This window comes from Rothia sp. HMSC036D11, assembly GCF_001814205.1.
Lineage (GTDB): Bacteria > Actinomycetota > Actinomycetes > Actinomycetales > Micrococcaceae > Rothia > Rothia dentocariosa.
The window spans coordinates 384,967-404,254 of sequence record NZ_KV815278.1 but is presented as its reverse complement, the minus strand read 5'-3'; the positions used below and the strand labels follow the sequence as shown (position 1 = coordinate 404,254).

Genomic DNA, 19,288 nt, shown 5'->3' with positions numbered 1-19,288 from the left:
TATGGGCCTTAGGCGAGCTGGCGGGCGAAATTAGTTGTACGGAAAATACCCTTCACCCTGAGCGGGAAGAAGCGGGTATTCGCGCCCATACACTTTGCGCGGCACAATGCGCACCCATTGCATGAGGTGCCCGCTTTCGTAGTGGCGCAGACCGAAAGTGTGCACGAGCGGCGGGGTCATTTCGGGCGGCAGCCAGTGCGCCACGCCCTGCACGATCACGGAGCGGATGCCGTTCTCTAGTTCCTCGTCGATTTCAAAGGAGACGCGGCGGCTCATAACCACGGCGGAGAAACGGTCGCCGCGGGTGGTGCGCAGGTAGATTTCGTGGTCGGCTACCCCGTAGAGGACAGGCAGCACGTCTACAAAATTGCCGTCGGTGAGCACGAGTCGCCCTAGGTTGTTGGCCTGCAGGCGCGCCCAGCAGTCTTCGGCGCTCATTTTCTTGGTGGTATCTGGGGTGTCTTGCATAGTCATTCTTTTAGTGTAGGGGTTTCTTCGTGCCGAAATTTGTGATGTTCGGCGCGGCAAAGGCGTGTTTTATAGGTTCGCGCTGGGGTGCCGGGGGTTAGCTGTTTTCATCTGCAAAGTGCAGAAAACTTTTTTCGATGAGTTCTCGAATAGCGACAAGCAGGGTATCGCGCGGATGCTCATTCTCGGTGCCGAAGGCGGCGCGCGTATCCGGCATGTAGTCTTCCCAGCCGAGAAGCACGGCGAGCGCACCTAAAATCTGCCCGATGCTCAGCTCGCCGTCGCATGCGGAGACGAACCCAGCGGTTTCGGTTGAGAGCAGGATTGTGCGGCACAGCCCGGATCCGGCACGCAGCAGAATTACGTTCGGATGCTCGGCGCCGGGGCGGCCGTGGCGTTCTTCGGTCACGTCTTCTGCGACGACGAGGTGGGCTTCGGTAAGCGCCTGATCGGTCAGGGCGGTGAGGCGGTCGAAGCGTGCTACGGCCTCGGTGATGCTTTGCGCGATGGGCTGGGCTATGGGGTAGGTGATGTCCTCGAACCGGCTCAGGGGTGCGGTTTCGGTAGTGTGCGCCGGGCGGCGGAGCCAGAGCATCCCGAACCCAATAGAATGAACGTTCCGGTTTTTAAAGTCGTCGAGATAGGCACGATAGGTGTTCTTGTAGTGGTCGCGGTCGCGGTTTTCGCTTGCGTCTTTGAGCCAGGTTTCCGCATAGGATTCGGGGGTGAGCACTTCGCGCTGAATTACCCACGCCTCGCTCGGGGTGCCGGTGGCGGATTCGGCGAACCAGGTGCGCAGGCGCGCATCCCAGGGCTGCGCCTCGCCGGTGTTATCGCGGTGAATTTCCCAGTTGCCGAGCATCTGTGCGCGCCCGCCGGGCACCAGAACCTCGGGGATACGCCGAATAAGCGTGCTGACAATATCGTCACCGGGCAGCCCGCCGTCACGGTACGTAAACTGGTCGTCGCTGCTTTCGTCTGCGCGGCGCGGGGTAATGACGAACGGCGGGTTTGAGACCACAAGGTCAAACTGCTCCCCCGCCACGGGTTCCAGCAAAGAGCCTTGTCGAAGGCTGACGCGTGCTTCAAGGTTCTGCGGGTCGAGTTTCAGAGCGGGGGCATTCAACAGCAGGTTAAAACGGGCGAAAGCGAGAGCGCGCGGTGAAATATCGGTGGCCGTTACGTGGTCTGCGTGGGCGAGCAGGTGGAAGGTCTGAATGCCACAGCCGGTCCCCACGTCAAGGGCACGCGCCACGGGGGTGCGCTCGGTAATCTGCGCCAGAGTCAGAGATGCCTGCCCGATACCCAGCACGTGATCTTTGCGCAGCACCCCGGGTCGCTGATGCGCCCCCAAATCAGAGGCCACCCACAGCTCGGTGCCGTCATCAGCCGAATGCGGTCGCAGGTCAAACACGGCGCGGTAATACGGTTCTTCGCCGGGGTTCTCTGGGGCGTGGGTATTTTCTGACTCCGCCGGTTCCACGAGATTTGCCGCGATAAAGTCATCAAGTGCGGGTTCACCGTCGAGCGCATCGGCAAGTTCCATGCGGGTTAGGGTGCGTGCGAACAAGAAAAACCCGATCATGCGCGCCAGGCGGCGGTCGGAGTCGGTGGTGTGCGCATCATCAAGGATGTTCTGTACCCGCCAGGTGCCGGGCACAACCTGGTCGCGCGCCATTGCCTCAAAAGCGCGTTCCCCCAGCAGTTCACGCACCCCGTCGTAGCTGTAGTTAAGCCTTTCAAGGGCGCCCCGGATGCGCTCAAGCCGGGCGGTATCGTCGCTTATGGGGGTGTCGGGGATGCGGGAGTACAGTTCATCAGCCATACTCCCCATTCTAAGCGCCCCGTTTCTTAACGCCGCGAGCAGGTGGTTTTTGGCCGAGCAGGTAGGAAAATACTACCTGCTCGTACCAAAACCACCTGCTCGCGGTATTCCCACTCGATCTTGGGAGGCGGAACTCCGCTATGCCTTTACCGTCAGCGCGGGTTTGATGTCCTTCACAATGGATTCGAGCATCCGCAGGTTGAAGTCCACACCCAGCTGGTTCGGTACGGTCAGCAGCACGGTATCTGCCGCCTGAACGGCAGCATCACGGGCGAGTTCCTCGGCAATCAGGTCAGGTTCACCAATGTAGCTGCGCCCAAACCGCGAGAAGGTGTTGTCGATAATACCGGTGTAATCCTGCGAATCTTCCTGCGCGCGGCGGCCAAAATAACGCGCCGAATCGGCATCAATAATCGGGATCACCGAACGCGAGACCGAAACGCGCGGCACGCGGGTATGCCCTGCCTTGACCCATTCATCGCGGTAGAGGCGAATCTGCTCCGCCTGCTGCTGATCGAAAGGCACACCTTTATCTTCGAGCATCAGCGTTGAAGACATGAGATTCAGCCCCTGCTGTGCGGTCCACACGGCGGTGCTGTCAGATCCCGCACCCCACCAGATGCGCTCGCTCAGACCGGGCGACTGCGGCTGCACGGGGGCGTACTTGCCCTGCACCCGAGCAGAGGGTGCCATGCCTTCGCCTTGGATTGCCTTCATGAAGATGTCGAGGTGACGGCGCGCCATCGCACTCTCATCTTCACCCTCGGCGGGGAAATAACCGAAGCTCTCGAAACCGCGGATAACGGATTCGGGCGAGCCGCGTGAGACACCCAGCTGCAGGCGCCCGGCAGAAATCAGATCGGCCATCGCGGCAAGTTCCGCCATGTACAGCGGGTTCTCGTAGCGCATATCGATCACGCCGGTGCCCAGCTCAATGCGGTTGGTCTTAGCGGCAATAGCAGACAGAAGCGGGTACGGGGTTGCCTGCTGCTGATCGAAATGGTGCACGCGGAAGAAAGCACCGTCCAGGCCGATGTCTTCGGCACCTACCGCCAAGTCGATAGCCTGGTGCAAAGATTCAGATGCGCTGTTCACGCGCGAACCGGGAATTTCGGCCCAGTGCCCAAAAGAAAGAAAACCAAGTTTTTTCTCTGTGCCCGGCTGTGGTTCAAGATTTTGTACCGCAAGTTCGGTTTTCTGAGTTTCTGATGCGTTCATTGTTATGCCTTTCGTATTGCCCTACAGGGGGTATTTCCTCGTGTATGAGCATTCAGCATACAATTATTTACTTTACGGAACAAGCTTTAAATAATATGAGTAAGACCACCAATATAACTACTAGTCAGAAAGCTACTCAATATAAAATATATGCGACATATTAGGTAATGATTCATTTATATTTTTTACGCGCAATACTTACCTCAAGGTAACGAACGCACATTTCTTCTACCGTTAGCATATCCATACCTCGTTCAAATCTTTTATGTATAAGACCCCGGCAGAAAAACCATATGATTCATTATTTTCTAGGTACAGGTACTACAGACATTGCTTTTCTGGCTCAGCTCTTCAAGATGCACCTGAATTTTAGGAAATACTCGATATAAGACAGGTCATGACATAATGGCAACGCTCTGTCACAGTGGATCTCGCTGACCATGACGTCACGCACGCGTTACGAAGCCCTATCAGCCTTGAGCTGGCAGTGCAGCGCGGTTTTTTGGGGCCATTGCGAACGGCAAACACTCACGACAACTTCAAACGCAAGGATATTTTCATGAGACGAGGTCTTTCTCGCCGCAATCTGGTGACCGGAACCGCATGGGCTGCGCCGCTTGTGCTGAGCACCGCCGTTATTCCGGCATACGCATCATCATCTGCCGACGACGGCCCCTGCCTAGACCCCGATAAAAGCTACAGTATTTTCGCCAAGGATGTGCGCACCGCCGCGCAAAGCCGTGCAGCCGGTGAAAAAGGCTATGAAGAAATTGTGGTTCCCGATTATGCCTCGTATATGCGTTTCGACCTGCACGGCGGCGCAGGCGGTGACCTGACGGCGCAATATTCGGAGGTCACAGGATATAACCGAACCGGTGGCGCCGGAGGCGGTGGTGCCCACATTCAGGGAACCGTCAAGGTAACGCCCGGGCAGCGCATCAAATTCTATGTGGGTGCTGGCGGCGTCGGATATTATGACCGCCCCGCTAAAGGTGGCGAAGGGTACGGTAACGGCGGTTCCTCTGCGGCACTGCCCACCGAACTGGGGTCAGACGTACAGGGTAAACTGAACAGCCACAGCAATAAGGTTACGGTCTATTCGGGCTCCGGCGGCGGTTCTTCGGCAATCGTCATGGTCGATGCAAAAACTTCCCAAGAAACCGTGCTCGCCGTTGCCGGAGGCGGCGGAGGTGCAGGCGCACGAGGGTTCACACGCGCCAACCAGAACGGGGGAACCTGGATAACGGACGATCCGACTTCCTATGAAAGCTCTAATCTGCATATTGGTCGGGGAGGTTCTGCTGGCGATGATTATGTGCCTGAAGGTTTGGGGCGCTCGGGGCAGGAACGTTACTATCAGCACTACGACGCCGAGGTTTTGATTCCTTCCGGGTCGAATGGCAGCAACACGGCTGGCGGCTCCGGCGGCGCCCTCGCCACTATCACAGGAGATAAAGAGCTGACCTTTTCCTCAACCTCACGAACAGAGATTCATACCGGAAATACCGCAGGCAAATCCGGGAGCTCTGGCCCCAACGGCAACGGGGCTGACGGCGTTGTCGCCTACGGGTATGCGCTCAATACTGCAGGCAACACAAGCGATGACCGCAATGGTATCGGATACATTGTTTCCGGAGGCGGTGGCGCGGGCTACGGTGGAGGCGGGTCCGGTTCAGCGGTGGCTGCCGCGTCCGAAAGTCTAAAATCTGATATCGCGTTCGTGGGTGTTTCCTCCGGAGGCGGCGGTGGCGGCGGAAACTTTGTTTCGCCCGATGTACTCAACCCCTATATCAACGCCGAAGGCGGGTCATACTTGCGGGGAGAAATCAAAGACGGTGCGATCACATATTCTTTCTGCCCCTCAGATCCGAATAAACAACCCGACCCGCCTTCCCCCGAAAGCCCAGAATACTGGGAATGGCTGGCACGGAACTCGTAGCCTAGAGGCGCCTACACCGCTATGGGGCGCCTGCATCTGGAAAGGATGCGAGCGCCCCACAAATACACTTGGCCTCAATATTTTTGGGCGGGCCGCTGCTGTTTTACCTAAGAGCGCAGGTCGGCGGCGGTATAGTGGGTGGATGCGTATTTGGTCTGCCCACCCGTCCCTTCTTGACCGTCGTGCCCTGATCGCGTGCTGGCGTGAGAGCTTACTTGCGCAGAAAGTGCTGCGCGGACTCACCCGAGGGTACACGAATCATCCGCAGCTCATTCGGTTTCGTGCGCATTCGCAGCCGGTAGAGGCTATTGGGGCTTATCTGCACGGGCTCGCCGATGAGGCGCATCTGCGCGGGTATTCCTTCAACCGTTCGCTGATCGCCGCTGAGCGGGGTAAGAACCTGACCTCTATTCCCGTGACCGAGGGTCAGCTTGCCTATGAGCTGAGCTTTTTAGCGCACAAAGTTGCCGGGCGAGATGCCGATTGGGAGCCTATTCTTACCGAGCGTCTCGCGAAATTCACCCAGGCCGGTAAGCCCGCGGTGCACCCCGTGTTCGAGGTAGTCCCTGGCGAAATAGAGGCTTGGGAGAAGACCAAGGAGTTCTAGTCGGAGCGCTTTATGCTGATGCAGGAACCTCTAGCAGCGGAACCCACAGTTCCATCGTGTAATCTGCCGCCTGCATATCGCCGCGACCGTACACCTCCAGGCCGCCTAGCGGGCGGTACTGTGGATACGCCGGGAAGAACTCACGCTCGAAGCTCTCAAAACCTGCTGGAATAGACCGCGAAATCGGCCCGGTAACCTCAACCACCGCGTAGGTGCTCGCGGGAAGTTCCAGCAGACCCAGCCCAAGTTTATGTGCCGAGGCACGGTCATCAACCAAAATACCGGCCGTGTAGCGCACGAAACCATCGGTACTGGGTTGGGTGCACACGCCAATGTACTGGGTGACCGCCAGAATATCGAGCATCGCCGGGGATGCCTTCTGATTCAGCTCATCCCACAGCGGCGTAAAATCGTCCCCCAGCTTATACACCTGGGAAACCCCCGCGACCAGCAAAGAACCGTGTTTCTCAATGCGCGCGGGTGAAACCGTCACGGGCGCCTGTACGGACTCGCTCATGAGATACCAGCGTGGGCGCTCTGGCGGTCCACCGCGCATTCGGGCACGCAGCGGCGTTTCGCATCGTCGGTGGCGCATTCGGGGCACAGGAGCACAAGTTCACGGCAGCTCTCATTCGAGCAGTTCTCGAACTTATTGGACGGCGCCAAGCAGCGCTCGCACTGGCCGATCGTGACGGTATCCGGGGTGAACTCCATGTGCATGCGCTTATCGAATACGTAGAGTGAACCCTCCCACAGGGACTTATCGCCGTATTTTTCGCCGTAGCGCACAATACCGCCGTCGATCTGGTAGATTTCTTTAAATCCGCGGTTCTTCATGAGGGCTGAGAGGATTTCGCATCGAATGCCGCCGGTGCAGTAGGTGACGACGGGTTTATCTTTCAGATCGTCATACTTACCGGACTCGATCTCGCGGATAAAGTCGTGGGTGGTGCGCACATCGGGCACCACGGCGTTCTTGAACTTACCGATTTTGGCCTCGAATGCGTTGCGTCCATCGAAGAAGACGACTTCATCGCCGCGTTCTTCCACAAGCTTGTTTACCTCTTCGGGTTTGAGGTGCACGCCACCGCCGACCACGCCGTTTTCGTCTACTTTGAGCTCGTCGGGAGCGCCGAACGCCACGATTTCATCGCGCGCTTTGACCGACAGACGGGGGAAGTCTTCGGCCCCGCCCTCAGACCATTTGAATTCCATGTTCTTGAAGCCGGGGTACTGGCGGGTCTCTTTGGTGTACGCCTTAACCGCGCTGATTTCGCCGCCAAGCGTGCCGTTAATGCCGTGTTTGGAAATGAGGATGCGCCCGCGCAAACCGAGCTTCTCGCACAGGGCGCGCTGCCAGAGCATGACCGCCACGGGGTCGGTTATGGGGGCAAACTGGTAATACAAGATAATTCGATTCTGAGCCACCCTCCTATTTTACGCTTTCTGGATACATCGTGTGTGCCGTGGCGGCGGTGCTCGTGCCGTAACGTGGCCGATAATCCCTGTTTTTCCGCAGGATGCGCCCACGATGATGGGTGCATGTGGTGTCTTCACCATGAGGTATGTCTCGTCGTTTTTCTGCCCCATTGCACCGGCTGATTTCGCCGTTTTCTGGTAGCGAATACCTTCCTGCTGGGGCGAGCGGAACATACCGGGCGCCCTGCGATTGCCAACGCCGGTTTACCGTACCCGAGGTTTTACAATGGTGTGATGCGCCCCGAACCTTCCCCTGATTCCCCGGCTGATGAGCACCCCGGGTTCTCCCCTGCCTCGCACCCCGGCGAGAACCTTCGCGAGCAGCTGAGCAGGCTCATGCCCAAGCTCCCCGACGACGGCTCGCTGCCCCCGCAAATCACCCATGTGCACCGCATCCCCGCACGTGAAGGGCAGTATTCGCCGTGGCCGCACTGGCTGCACCCGCGCGTGATTGAGGCATTCGAGTCGCTGGGCGTGCACGAACCATACACCCACCAGGTGCAGGCGGCACAGGCAGCGCATTGCGCCTTCGATGCTGCACTCGCCGAAGACGCGCACCGGCTCTCCTTCGGGCGAGCATCCGGGCAGGGGCACGATGAGTCGGGCACAACGGCGCGGCACGTGATCGTGGCGACCGGGACCGCATCCGGAAAATCGCTGAGTTACCTCATGCCCGCCTTCGATGCTCTCTACCGCGGGGTGCACCGTGAACCGCTCAGCACCACGGCAGCAGATACGAGTTCCACGGGATTTTATCAGAGAGCGAACGTTCTATATATTTCACCGGCGCGGGCACTCTCAGCCGACCAGCTCAACGCCATCACCGCCTATCATCTTCCCGGGCTCACCGCTGCCACCTATGACGGCGATACCCCGGTGCAGGAGCGGCGGTGGGTGCGCGAACACGCTAATTTTGTGCTCACCACCCCGGATATGCTCAACTACGGAATTCTGGGCAACCACCGGCAATGGGCGAACTTCCTGCGCGGGCTGCGTTATGTGGTGCTTGACGAAGTGCACAGCTACCGCGGCGTGTTCGGCGCGCATATCGCCAATCTGCTGCGCCGCCTGCGCCGAGTCTGCGCGCTCTACCGCGTAAATCCGGTGTTTTACGGAGCATCTGCCACGAGCGCGAACCCTGCCGAGTCTTTCGCCAAGCTCATTGGAGTACCCGAGGGGAACATTGACGCGATTACCGCATCGACCGCGCCCCGTGGAGAATCCACCGTCATCCTATGGGAACCGGAGTTCCTACCCGATACACAAGTGACCGATAAGCTCGCCGCCGGCGCGAACGCCTTCGACACCCGTTCCGAGGCGGAAAAGCAGGCGCCACAGCGTATCTCCGCTATTGAACAGGGCGCTCAGATGCTCACCGACCTGGTACTCTCACGCACCCGCACGCTTGCCTTCACCCGGTCGCGGCGCGGTGCTGAGCTGATCTCTCAGCGAGCGCAGCGCTACCTTGACGAGACCGAGGCGGGGCTGGCGCATCGGGTGGCGGCGTACCGTTCGGGGTATATGCCCGAGGAACGCCGTGAGCTTGAGCATCGGCTGCGCACCGGCGAACTGCTCGGGCTGGCAAGTACCTCCGCACTTGAGCTGGGTATCGATATTTCCGGGCTGGATGCGGTACTCGTGGCGGGCTGGCCCGGAACCCGCGCATCCTTTATTCAGCGGATTGGGCGTGCCGGTCGCGGGGGTCAGGATGCGCTCGCCGTGCTTATCGCCGGGGACGATCCGTTGGATACGTACCTGGTGCATCATCCGCAGGCGATTTTCGGGCAGAACGTGGAGGCTACCGTCTTCGACCCGACGAACCCGTATGTGCTTTCGCCGCATTTGTGCGCTGCCGCGGCGGAGTCGCCGCTGCGTGCCGAGGAGCTTTCCCTGTTCGGCGAGCATGCTGAGGCTCTGCTTAACCGGTTGGTGCAGCAGAATTATCTGCGCCGCCGGGCGGATGGCTGGTATTGGACGCACGCGGAGTCGGCGACGAATCTGGTGGATCTGCGCGCCACCGGCGGTGGTCCCTATCAGCTGATTGATGCCGAGGATGGTTCGCTGATCGGCACGATGGATTTGGCGCAGGCAATGACTCAGGGTCACCCGGGTGCTATCTATATTCATCAGAATGCCCAATACCTAGTGGAGTCCCTAGATGAAGCGGCGCGCGTTATTCTGCTCTCGCGGGTGTACCCCGACTATTACACGCGAGCGATTGAGGCAACCGAGGTGAAGATTTTGCAGGAAAAGGCGGGTGTGCGGTACGGGTTCGACGGCACCCAGCCCGATACTGCTGGGCTGACGCTGCATCGCGGGCGGGTTCAGGTGACCGATCAGGTTATGGGTTTTCAACGGTTTTCGGTGTACGGCAGTGAGTACCTGGGTGATGAGCCGATGGAGATGCCGCCGAGCATCCTGATGACCGAGGCTATCTGGTTTACCTTTGAACCGAGCTACCTGTTTGCCGCCGGTGTGGCTGAACCTGATGCACCCGGCACCCTGCACGCCGCAGAACACGCCGCCATCGGCTTATTACCGCTGATTGCGACCTGCGACCGCTGGGATTTAGGCGGACTCTCCACCCTGTACCACGCCGATACGGAACGCCCCACCATCTTCGTATACGATGCCGCACCCGGCGGAGCAGGCTTTACCCAGCGCGGGTTTGAGGCGGTTCGCACCTGGCTGGGCGCAACCCTGGACGCCATTGATTCCTGCGGATGCGAGAGCGGCTGCCCCTCCTGCGTGCAGTCCCCCAAATGCGGCAACCGCAACGAACCGCTGTCGAAGGCTGGCGCACAAAACCTGCTACGGGCAATGCTGCACTCACTCGATGAGGCCGAACGGGACATGCTGTAAAGACTAGAGCATCCTACGAGGTCTGACTAGCGCATTCATTGCGGTAATCAGGGATTTTACGGGCTTCCCGGCTCTTCAGCGGTTCGGTTGGAGGGGGCGTTCTCGGGGATCTCGTCGCTGGATAATCCCTCATCGGGTGCGCCCTCCCCAGAGTCCGGATGCGGTGCCCCGGCGCGCGATGTACCTTGCGCATCGCCGAGGAAAGCGAATGGTCCTTGCACAGCAGAGTTCACCCGAATATCCACGGTTTCGGGGCGATCCGCGAGGGCGCATCCCACCAGATTGGCGTTATTATCACGGGCTACCTGGGCGGCAATATCGCAAGGATCCCCAGGGGTGATGCCGCGCAGCGCATCCGCCGCGGCGAGCGCCGCTAGGTCTGCCGCCTGCGCCGCCCGCCGATTCGCCGTGCTTACCCCGGCAAAACCGATGATGACGGTTGCCAGGATCAGCAGGGCGGCGATAATGCCTACTGCGAGTACGGTGCCACTCCCCTCCTCAGGGTTTTCGGTCGGCTGCGGTCGATCAGCCGCCTCACACTGCGGCTTGGCAAACGGCGGCACACATGCGTTCCAGATGAAACCGGGCGTAACCATATTTATTCGCCGCCAGCCGTCGTGGCGTTATCCGAGCTGCCCTCAACCCGTGCGGTCGCAGTGGCCTGCAGCCTCCAGCCGGTTACCGAGCCGATAACCCCCGGTGCCGCGCGCTCCACCTGAACCCGCACCTGCCGCACCCCCGATGTTTCTTCCACGGTCTGCACCTGCAGGTTAATACTGGGGTCTATCCGTGAAACTTCATGCTGCACGGCGGCTAGGTTGTCTCCCCGAGCGAAGGCACGCGCCGCGACTCGCGAGGATTCTTCGAGCCGCGACTGGGCTATTCCCACCGCTGCCGCTGATAGACAGAGCGCAAGCACTGCGATCACGGCGGGCAGAGCGACCGCGAATTCGGCAGTCACGGCGCCCTCATCACGTGCGCTTAACCGCCAGGCGCGCATCATGCGGTGTATAAGCCTCATAGACGTTCCTTTCGTCGGATTTGGGCAACTCTCTCGCGGTTTTCACGGGTAGTACCGGGTTTAGAAAAGCCCAAAGGTCAGCCCAGAACCGCCCGTTGCAAGGGCGTTCTTGACCATATCTACGAGCATGCCGCGAATCTCGTCGGACTTGAGAATGGCGACCAGCAGGCCGGCAAAACCTACGGCGGCGAGCATTACGATGCCGTATTCTGCGGTGCTGGCGCCCTCCTCCGGGTCGTTTTCGTCTGCATATTCAGTCTCGTCGGTAGGCGAGGTCATCTCGTGCAGTTCGGCGGCTTCATCCGTGCGAATTCCCGCGAAGAGTTCCTCGTGCTCGCTCAGGGAACGGCATTCTTCTGCGCATTTATCGAAGGTGCAACCGGCGGCAAGCGCCTGCGCCAGTTGTTGGGCAAGATGCGGTTCAAGCTGCTGCAGGTATATGTTCGTGTATTCGTCGAGTGCCTGCCCTAAAAGTACGGGGTTCTCTTCCGTGCGCGCATAGGTCTCAAGGCATTCCTGAGTGCTCCGGTGCGTGGTGTGCAGAGCAGGAGAAGAGTGTACAACAGTCATCGTTGTTTCCTTTCATATAGTGTTGTTTGATAATTTTTGTGGGTAGATTTGGTGCAACGTGCCCCGGGGTAAAGTCCACCGGATTCAGGCCAGCAGCCCCGGAAGAAGCGAGATCACAATCGGTATGATTCCGCAGCAGATAAAGGCCGGAAGCGAGCACAGTCCCAGCGGCAGAACCAGCGCCACGGCAAGTTTTGCGGATGCGCGCTCCGCCGCCCGGCGCTCTTCCAGCCGATAGGTTGCCGCGCAGTGCCGCAGCAGCGCCGCGCTGGGTGTTCCCGCCGAATACGCCGGTGCCAGAATCCGCGCCAATTCCCGCAGGAGCGGATGGTCGTACCCATCCCAGGCGGCCTGCCAATCGGCGCTTACCGTCAGGGTCAAGGTGATGTGCTCTAGCGCATCGCTTATCGCTCGTTCTTCATGCGCGAGTGCCCGGCCAAGAGTCTGTAAGGCGCCGGTCAGACCGAGACCCGCACGCAATTGTGCGGCAAGAAGCTCAAGCATCAGCGCCGGATCCAGCGGCTCAGTCTCTGCAGAACCGCCAAAACCTGCCGGTTCTTTCGGCGGTTTCTTTTCTCTTCGGCGCCGCTTAGTTCCGTGAGCGCGGGCATTCTTCGGCGTGGGATCCTCAGCCAGCACGGAGCTGCGTTCGGCTCGATGCACAAGCCGAGCCGTCCAGCGCCTCCCAAGAAGCGCCAGCGTGATGCCGAAAAAACCAGTCAGCAGGCCAGCCAGCGAACCAGTCAGCGCACCGACGGGGTCCGTTCCCATCAGCCAGCCCATCGCTAAGCCGATAAACGGCAGCCACGACAGTATCTTGCCGGTCGTTTTCGGCCCCGTCAGCGCACTTTCTCGCCCGAGAAGAGCATCCAGATGTTCTTCGGCGTGTTCGGCCGCAGCTCGTAGGGTCTGCGCCAGAGGTGCGCCGGTGGTTTCGTTCATACGTAAGCACAGGCCGAGTTCGCGGATGCGCTCCCGGCTGTGTGCCCGCCGCGCGTTGAGGGCGCCCAGGGTTGTTCCCGCTGCAAAACCAAGCTGTTCTTCACGGGCCAAAGTGTCTAATAACTCGTCAATATCGTCTTGGGTTTGCCGGTATGCCCGTTCGCGTCTGCTGCCCGTCAGCCGGTGCAGCGCCCGGCGAAGGAGCGAGGATTTTTCGGGTTCGTTCCCATCAGCGTTCCCCGTTTCCCGACTTTGTGCTGCGGAACCGTGAACCTTAAGGTCACCAGCGCCAGGCGGATGCCGGGTACGGTTTTCAGCCGTTGCCTCGCGCAGGCTCAGACCCGCATCCAGGGTTGCAGATATACCGCGCAACGCTTGCGGCCATAGACGCATCTCGGTTGAGGTTGGTGGAGTCGGCGGAATAAGCCTTTGAAACCGTGTCTTTAGCCGAGGCCGTGTTGTGGCGGGCAGATACTCGCCAAATGCCATACTGTCGCCCACGTTTTTATGCGCCGTTCTCTGAGACGAACCGGCGGCGGGCGTCTTATGATGCACCATCAGGCTCATAGTTCCTCTCCTCCCCGACTGCTACGGTCGATTTGCTCCCGTGGTGCGTCTGTATAGGTCGGCACGTCAGAATCGGTGCGAACCCCCGGGTCGTATCCATAGGTACATGGGGTAGACGCAGTTAGCGTTTCGGGGGTTGCGCCGCGGTGTTCGTGTGCGGGCTGCACGGCTGTCGAGCGTGCATGGGCATCGTGCGTACCCGGTGAAATAACGTCCGTGGGAGAGCTCGGCGGTAAGTTTTCCCCGTTACCTTCAGGTAGGGCGCCACCCGCCGAATCGCCTGCCGTTGAGTCTTCGTCTGCTAAGAGTTCACCCGCAGAGCCCGGCTCGCACGGCGTTACCACCAGCGCATCCTGGCACAGGTCAAGCCGGTAAATTCCAGCGATTCGCCGCACGCCCTGCACCTGTTCCAGGTGAATAATGCGGTCAAATGCGGTGGAAGCGTGCAGGGCTACAGTGCGTTCATCCAAACCGGCGAGCGCACCCAGCGCGGCAAGACGATGCGGCACAGCAAACGCGGAATTCGCGTGCAGCGTTGTACCTGCGCCCTGGTGCCCGGTGTTCATGGCGTTAAGCAGGTGCAGGATTTCAGAGCCGCGGCACTCCCCCACCATGAGCCGATCGGGTGCCATGCGCAGAGCTTGCACCAGCAGGTCTCCCAGCGTGATCTCTCCGGCGCCTTCGGCGTTCGCGGCACGGGTTTTGAGGCTCACCGTATGCGGATGCCGCGGGCTCAGTTCCGGGGTATCTTCCAGGATCATGAGGCGTTCCCAGGCTTCGCATTCGCCTAAAAGCGCGTTGAGAAGCGTGGTTTTTCCGGTACCGGTTCCCCCGCTGACGACAAAGTTCTGCCGCCGCGCAATCATGGTGCGCAGGGCTTGCTCGGTCGCCCCATCAAACATGCCGCTTTCGCGGAGCGCGGTAAGTGTCAAACAGCTTTGGGCGGGCAGACGAATAGACAGGTGCGTGTTCTCGACCAGCGGCGGAATAACCGCGTGAATACGCCGCCCGGAGTCATCGTGCACGTCATCCGCAGGATGCGCCGCATCGAGCCTGCCGCCGTGCGCCCTAATAAGACGGTTGGCGAGTTGGCGTACCTGCACCTCGGTCTCGAAGGTGAGGGTTACCGGTTGGGTTTGTCCGTGCGCCTGAACCCACACATCCTGCGGGGAGTTCACGTAAATATCGGTGATTCCGGGAATATGTGTGAGGGTTTCAAGCGCGCCCAGACCGTAAAGTTCGGCGTGCAAGCAGGATAACGCACGCGATACGAGGTCGGGCTCGTGCTCGACGGGAAACTCGTGGTTTTCGTCCCCGTACATGTCCTCTTCGCAGGCCTGTTGCACCGCCAACGTTAGGTCTTTACTCGACCACAATCGGGGATTTTCGCCTTCTGCCGAAGCAGCGGGTGAAGCTTGATCGGTCTCGGCGTGCGGGCTGGGTGGGCGCGCCAGCAGATAGGTTAGGGCATGCCGGGCGATGCGTCGCGCACGGTGATCCTCAAACACCGGAATAGGCGTGAGCCCCAGGCGCTCTCTCGTCTCGGCTGAAAAATCGGGTGCCATCAGCTCTTGAGGCGGTATGCAGGTGCCAACAATCGAGAGGGTTTCGGGCGGGGCATAGTTTCCACAGGCGACGAAGTCTGTTTGCTCGGAAGCAACATCAGTGCCTACTGTCTCGGCACTGCCCGATCTATAAGCGCTGTCGGCGCCGCGAGAGAATGCCCGGAAAACGCCGTGTTCTGCCGTTTGGGTGCGAAATACTGCCTGAGGTGAAGGAGGTAAAGCTGCCATACCCCTATTTCACAGGTTTTCGCGCATGTGCACGGCAGCCGAGCTGCAGACTGTGGATAACTTCGCCCTATGGGACACTTTTACAATGTATCCACAGGACAAGAGGCCATTCCCGTACCGTCTCTCCGCTCGCCCAGCGTGCACACCACGCTTTTACGTCGCTCTATGACGCGCCGCGCTAACCGTGCCGCTTTGCGCCCGGCCCATCAATCGCCTCACCCTATTGTCTTGCCTTTACGTGACGATTTATGTACCGGGTTATAAGAAGAAACACCAATGATTCCCGCCCAGCACAGAATAAGTCCGCCGATCGCGGCGGCAGACATGAATGAGAAGGTCAGCAGCAGAGAGACGGAGAGAGCCACCGGCAGAATCAACCCAACTCCGTAGAGGGGAACACCCAAAGCACCGCCCGCGTTCCTAGCGAATTGAACAAACCCGCTTGTCACGGCCTCGCTCCCGCCGCCGATCGCATCCTGGAGCCTCACGAAAATCGCGGGCATACCGATGCCAACACCTATGCCCACGAGTGCACCTCCCACAGTCAGCGACCAGATATGAGGCACCAGGCACGTCAGAACGCCGATAGTCGCGGTCAGCCACCCGATTACCTCTGTGCGCTCATGGTGCGCGCGCAGTCCGCCGATTGCGGAACCAACCCCGCTTCCGGCCACCAGGGGCAGTACCAGCCACCCTAAAGTTGCGGCATCCATCTGCAGCGCATGGGCCATTGACATGGGCAGATAGGCGGCGGCACCGAAGGCAAGGCTCGACAAACCCGCCGTGCTGATCAGTCCTCGCACGAATACCGGCTCAGCCAGTACAGACCGGAGGCTTCGCGCTTCATCGGGTTCACTCGGCAACCGGCTTCCGGGGAGGCTCAACGAGAGGGCAAGAGCCACGATAGAGAGAAGAGCGGGACTTGCGAACGCCACACGCCAGCCGAGAACTGAGGTCAGCCAGCCCCCGAGGGGTGCCCCGATCAGTGTCGCGACAACCTGCATTGAGCCCAGCAGACCGATAATCCTCCCCAAACGTTTATCACGCCAGTACCGGGTCACAGCCGCCATACTCGCGGGCACGATAATGCCAGCGCCAAGACCCTGAATAACCCTGAACATAATGAGCTGCATCATCGACTGAGACTGCGAGGTCAGTACTGTGGCTGACGCATACAGCAGGGTGCCTACAACATAGACTTTCCGTGGTCCTTGGCGGTCGGCCCAGCGACCACTGTTCAGAAGCACTGCGGTGGACGCTAACATGTAGGCACCCACAACCCACCCCACGGTGCTGTGACCGGCGAGCTCGGAGGCAATCGTCGGCAAACTGACCGTGATAAAGTTCTGCATCAGCGTAGCCGAAGCAGACCCAATGAGCACGGCTGCCAGACACCAGTGACGACGACTCATCTGCCCTCACTCACTTTCGACCGGTGTAACCAGTCCCGTGTTCCCATCAACCCGAATCGTCTGACCCGACGTAATATCCTGCGTACCGGATTGAGTGCCAAGCACAGCAGGAATCCCGACCTCGCGCGCGACGATGGCCGCGTGAGAAAGCGGGCCTCCGGTATCAGCCACCACGGCGGCAGCCACATTGAACAGTGGGGTCCAGGTTGGATCGGTGTACCGGCACACGAGTATTTCGCCCGGTTCCAGCAGCCCGAATTCTTCCGGCCCGTGGATAACCCGTGCCGTGCCCATCGTCACCCCTGGGCTCGCGCCAACCCCTTTGATGCCGTCCGTCTCGGACCGGTGCTTCCCTCGATCCCACCACAAGGTTTCAGCGGTTGTGCGCTTCTGCTTTCGACGTGAGATCGTCTGCTGCAGATCGGAGGATGGTTCTTCTGCAAGCAGCGCAGATTCTACCTCACCAAACAGCGCATAGGTTACGTCTGAGGGATTCGCCAAGATGCCGCGTTCAACGAGCCGATGTGCGACCTCGTCCATGACCTTACGAGCCTCAACAAACCATTCTTCGATGAGATACAGAGAGCCTTCACGTGCGACATGCAGAGCCCGCAACGCGGTGACCGTCTTATCCCAACGTTTATGCAGGAACCGTGGCAGCCGGCTGCGCACAAGCTGACGTTTATCGGCCCGATCTGCATCCATGGTGTGCCTACCACGAATACCAGCGGCAATCAGTGTGAAAAATGATTCGGGGTTCTCACCCCAAGACCTGCTTGAATAGGGCAGGTACATGCGCGGTGTGCGCGCCCCAATCCGCGACAGCGTCTGCTGAACCTCTTCGAGAAACGCTGGCCCGTTGGCGTGCTTCGAGAGAGATTCAACCGCGTTATCTGTTTCCACAAGGACGTCGTCGAGACCGAGTTCGCGGGCGCGCTCGCAGAGACGCGAAATCTCACGGTCGATATGTGCCGTCACAAAATCGAGGTTCGCGAATAAATCCTCGGTGGTGACGCTCGGGCCGAGCCGCGCAATTTTCATCATCACATCCGCCTCAGCACGTTTGAACATTAGCGGCATGAGGTAGCGCGAGAAGCGAGCGCGCGTAAGCTCAGCTGCCGCATCAACCGCACGGTGGCTCCGCGCAATCAGATCACGGTCGGTTATACTCTCAAGCGTCCGGTTATCCACCTGGAATGCTTCAAGTTCATGTTTCCAATCCAGCGAGTCTGCGTCCCAGTCGGGATTCGCCGACGAAAAGGCCTGTCGAATCGTGCGCGGCAAGTGCGTTACGATGCGCGGCGAAACACGCGGCCACGTTGCGTGAATACTCGCAATCCCATCATCGCTGATGCGGATAACACGATCAACGGGTGGTGTATCCACGCCGAAAGAACCGAGAACTTGCTGAACTTCCTGCTGTACCTTGCGCACGGGCATGATGTCTAGGGGATATGGTGCGGGATAATGCTCGATCAGGTCATCACGCATCATCTGCAGAATCTTTGACTTTGCAGGTCCGTGTCCCGAGTCGGTTTTCGACGGATTCGATAAAGATGTAATCGGTCGAGTCTGCAAGAGGTAGAGCTCATCGCCGCATATACCCCACTCGATATCTTGGGGTGCGTTGTAATAGGCGGATACCTGCCGCCCGAGAGCGTGGAGCCGTCGAAGATCGGAGTCTGACAGGCATGAAGCCGCGCGATCATCCGGTGGAACCGGGCTTATCTTAGTCCCGCCAGTGTGGTCGAGGTCGATGCGCGTTTCTTTATCCCCGATGATCGTCTCGACAGCGTGCCCCCGCGAGTCCAGCGTAAATGTATCCGGGTTGACGTGGGCGGCGACGACAGACTCGCCAAGACCGTAGGAGGCACTGACGAGCATCCGGCCTGTCATGCCAGAGATAGGATCTGCCGTAAATAAGACGCCCGCCATGTCTGCAGCGACCATTTCCTGCACTACCACGGCAAGTTCCGCCGATTTGTGGGAGAACCCGGCTTCTGTGCGGTATGCCACCGCCCGATCCGTCCAGAGTGAAGCCCAGCATCGCCTTAGGGCATCGACAACTGAGTCTTCTCCCTGCACGCCGAGATAGGTATCCTGCTGCCCCGCGAAACTCGCGCTGTCCAGGTCTTCCGTTGTCGCTGATGAACGTACCGCCACAACCGGCGATCCCAGCGCCCGGTAAGCCTCGACGACGGCATCTCGCACGGCGCGCGGGACTTCTTGCTTCAGGATCAGCTCTCGTGCAGCGTGAGAGTTCGTACCGGCTGCCTCATGAATAATATCTTCAGCAATCGGTGCGACGGCTGCCCTGTAGGCGTCGGTTGTCACGCAAAATCCTGGCGGCACGTTCAGACCGGCGCGATGCATCTTTATAAGGTTGGCTCCCTTGCCGCCGACGCTGGCCACCTGGGCGTCCCCGGAAGGATGACCTCGCCGGAACCAGGCTATGAACGCGGTCGTCTCTTGTTCGTGTGGGGTAGTCATCGCCCGATCACCGCCTTAATTGTGCTTCGTTTCGCTCTTTGTCCTGTCTCAACGGCAAAGCGTTTCTCTGTTCTTTTAGAATATCTGTCGCGGCA

16 protein-coding genes are annotated in these 19,288 nt (G+C 59.6%); 3 read left to right on the top strand and 13 right to left on the bottom strand.

All coding sequences use genetic code 11. From position 1 onward, the window contains the following. Window positions 1-30: 30 nt before the first annotated feature. The 3 genes from HMPREF2958_RS04000 to HMPREF2958_RS03990 form a co-directional block, all read right to left on the bottom strand. Window positions 31-474, bottom strand: a complete 444-nt coding sequence (locus tag HMPREF2958_RS04000) for a pyridoxamine 5'-phosphate oxidase family protein (protein ID WP_004005453.1) — start codon at window positions 472-474, stop codon at window positions 31-33. A gap of 91 nt (window positions 475-565) precedes the next feature. Next, window positions 566-2,293, bottom strand: a complete 1,728-nt coding sequence (locus HMPREF2958_RS03995; RefSeq protein WP_070696805.1) for a DUF7059 domain-containing protein — start codon at window positions 2,291-2,293, stop codon at window positions 566-568. A gap of 138 nt (window positions 2,294-2,431) precedes the next feature. Further along, window positions 2,432-3,511 carry an LLM class flavin-dependent oxidoreductase gene (locus tag HMPREF2958_RS03990; RefSeq protein ID WP_210400876.1) on the bottom strand — a complete coding sequence of 360 codons (1,080 nt, stop codon included), beginning with the start codon at window positions 3,509-3,511 and terminating at the stop codon, window positions 2,432-2,434. Window positions 3,512-4,070: 559 nt separating this feature from the next. Between HMPREF2958_RS03990 and HMPREF2958_RS03985 the strand changes: the two genes are divergently transcribed. Together HMPREF2958_RS03985 and HMPREF2958_RS03980 are read left to right on the top strand one after the other, a co-directional pair. Next, entirely contained in the window at window positions 4,071-5,450 is a 1,380-nt protein-coding gene (locus HMPREF2958_RS03985) for a hypothetical protein (RefSeq protein WP_246828018.1), read from the top strand. Between the two features lie 142 nt (window positions 5,451-5,592). Beyond that, window positions 5,593-6,057, top strand: coding sequence for a pyrimidine dimer DNA glycosylase/endonuclease V (locus HMPREF2958_RS03980; protein ID WP_070696802.1), 465 nt, complete (start codon window positions 5,593-5,595; stop codon window positions 6,055-6,057). 10 nt (window positions 6,058-6,067) lie between these two features. Here HMPREF2958_RS03980 and HMPREF2958_RS03975 read toward each other — a convergent pair whose 3' ends face one another. Genes HMPREF2958_RS03975 through HMPREF2958_RS03965 form a run of 3 tightly spaced genes read right to left on the bottom strand, consistent with a single transcriptional unit; the run spans window position 6,068 to window position 7,710 of the window. Next, complete coding sequence (locus tag HMPREF2958_RS03975; RefSeq protein ID WP_070696801.1) at window positions 6,068-6,574, bottom strand: GyrI-like domain-containing protein; 507 nt, start codon at window positions 6,572-6,574, stop codon at window positions 6,068-6,070. Then, window positions 6,571-7,485 carry an oxygen-dependent tRNA uridine(34) hydroxylase TrhO gene (locus HMPREF2958_RS03970; protein ID WP_070696800.1) on the bottom strand — a complete coding sequence of 305 codons (915 nt, stop codon included), beginning with the start codon at window positions 7,483-7,485 and terminating at the stop codon, window positions 6,571-6,573. Before HMPREF2958_RS03970 ends, HMPREF2958_RS03975 begins: the two co-directional genes overlap by 4 nt. A 9-nt stretch (window positions 7,486-7,494) precedes the next feature. After that, window positions 7,495-7,710, bottom strand: a complete 216-nt coding sequence (locus HMPREF2958_RS03965) for a hypothetical protein (protein WP_246828017.1) — start codon at window positions 7,708-7,710, stop codon at window positions 7,495-7,497. 162 nt (window positions 7,711-7,872) lie between these two features. Between HMPREF2958_RS03965 and HMPREF2958_RS03960 the strand changes: the two genes are divergently transcribed. After that, complete coding sequence (locus tag HMPREF2958_RS03960) at window positions 7,873-10,398, top strand: DEAD/DEAH box helicase (RefSeq protein ID WP_070696854.1); 2,526 nt, start codon at window positions 7,873-7,875, stop codon at window positions 10,396-10,398. A 56-nt stretch (window positions 10,399-10,454) separates the two neighbouring features. Here the strand turns inward: HMPREF2958_RS03960 and HMPREF2958_RS03955 are convergent, their stop codons facing one another. The 7 genes from HMPREF2958_RS03955 to HMPREF2958_RS03925 all read right to left on the bottom strand — a co-directional run bounded on the left by HMPREF2958_RS03955 (window position 10,455) and on the right by HMPREF2958_RS03925 (window position 19,193). Then, on the bottom strand, window positions 10,455-10,961 hold the full coding sequence (locus HMPREF2958_RS03955; RefSeq protein ID WP_246828016.1) for an Rv3654c family TadE-like protein: 507 nt from the start codon (window positions 10,959-10,961) through the stop codon (window positions 10,455-10,457). Window positions 10,962-10,996: 35 nt separating this feature from the next. After that, window positions 10,997-11,419 (bottom strand): TadE/TadG family type IV pilus assembly protein, encoded by a 423-nt coding sequence (locus HMPREF2958_RS03950; protein WP_070696797.1) that lies wholly within the window; start codon window positions 11,417-11,419, stop codon window positions 10,997-10,999. A gap of 60 nt (window positions 11,420-11,479) precedes the next feature. Then, window positions 11,480-11,989 carry a DUF4244 domain-containing protein gene (locus tag HMPREF2958_RS03945; protein ID WP_070696795.1) on the bottom strand — a complete coding sequence of 170 codons (510 nt, stop codon included), beginning with the start codon at window positions 11,987-11,989 and terminating at the stop codon, window positions 11,480-11,482. An 84-nt stretch (window positions 11,990-12,073) separates the two neighbouring features. Further along, complete coding sequence (locus HMPREF2958_RS03940; RefSeq protein ID WP_070696794.1) at window positions 12,074-13,498, bottom strand: type II secretion system F family protein; 1,425 nt, start codon at window positions 13,496-13,498, stop codon at window positions 12,074-12,076. Next, complete coding sequence (locus HMPREF2958_RS03935; protein WP_070696792.1) at window positions 13,495-15,291, bottom strand: TadA family conjugal transfer-associated ATPase; 1,797 nt, start codon at window positions 15,289-15,291, stop codon at window positions 13,495-13,497. Before HMPREF2958_RS03935 ends, HMPREF2958_RS03940 begins: the two co-directional genes overlap by 4 nt. Window positions 15,292-15,506: 215 nt before the next feature. Continuing rightward, window positions 15,507-16,703, bottom strand: a complete 1,197-nt coding sequence (locus HMPREF2958_RS03930; protein WP_083313691.1) for an MFS transporter — start codon at window positions 16,701-16,703, stop codon at window positions 15,507-15,509. 6 nt (window positions 16,704-16,709) lie between these two features. Beyond that, complete coding sequence (locus HMPREF2958_RS03925) at window positions 16,710-19,193, bottom strand: PEP/pyruvate-binding domain-containing protein (RefSeq protein WP_070696777.1); 2,484 nt, start codon at window positions 19,191-19,193, stop codon at window positions 16,710-16,712. Between the last annotated feature and the right edge of the window lie 95 nt (window positions 19,194-19,288).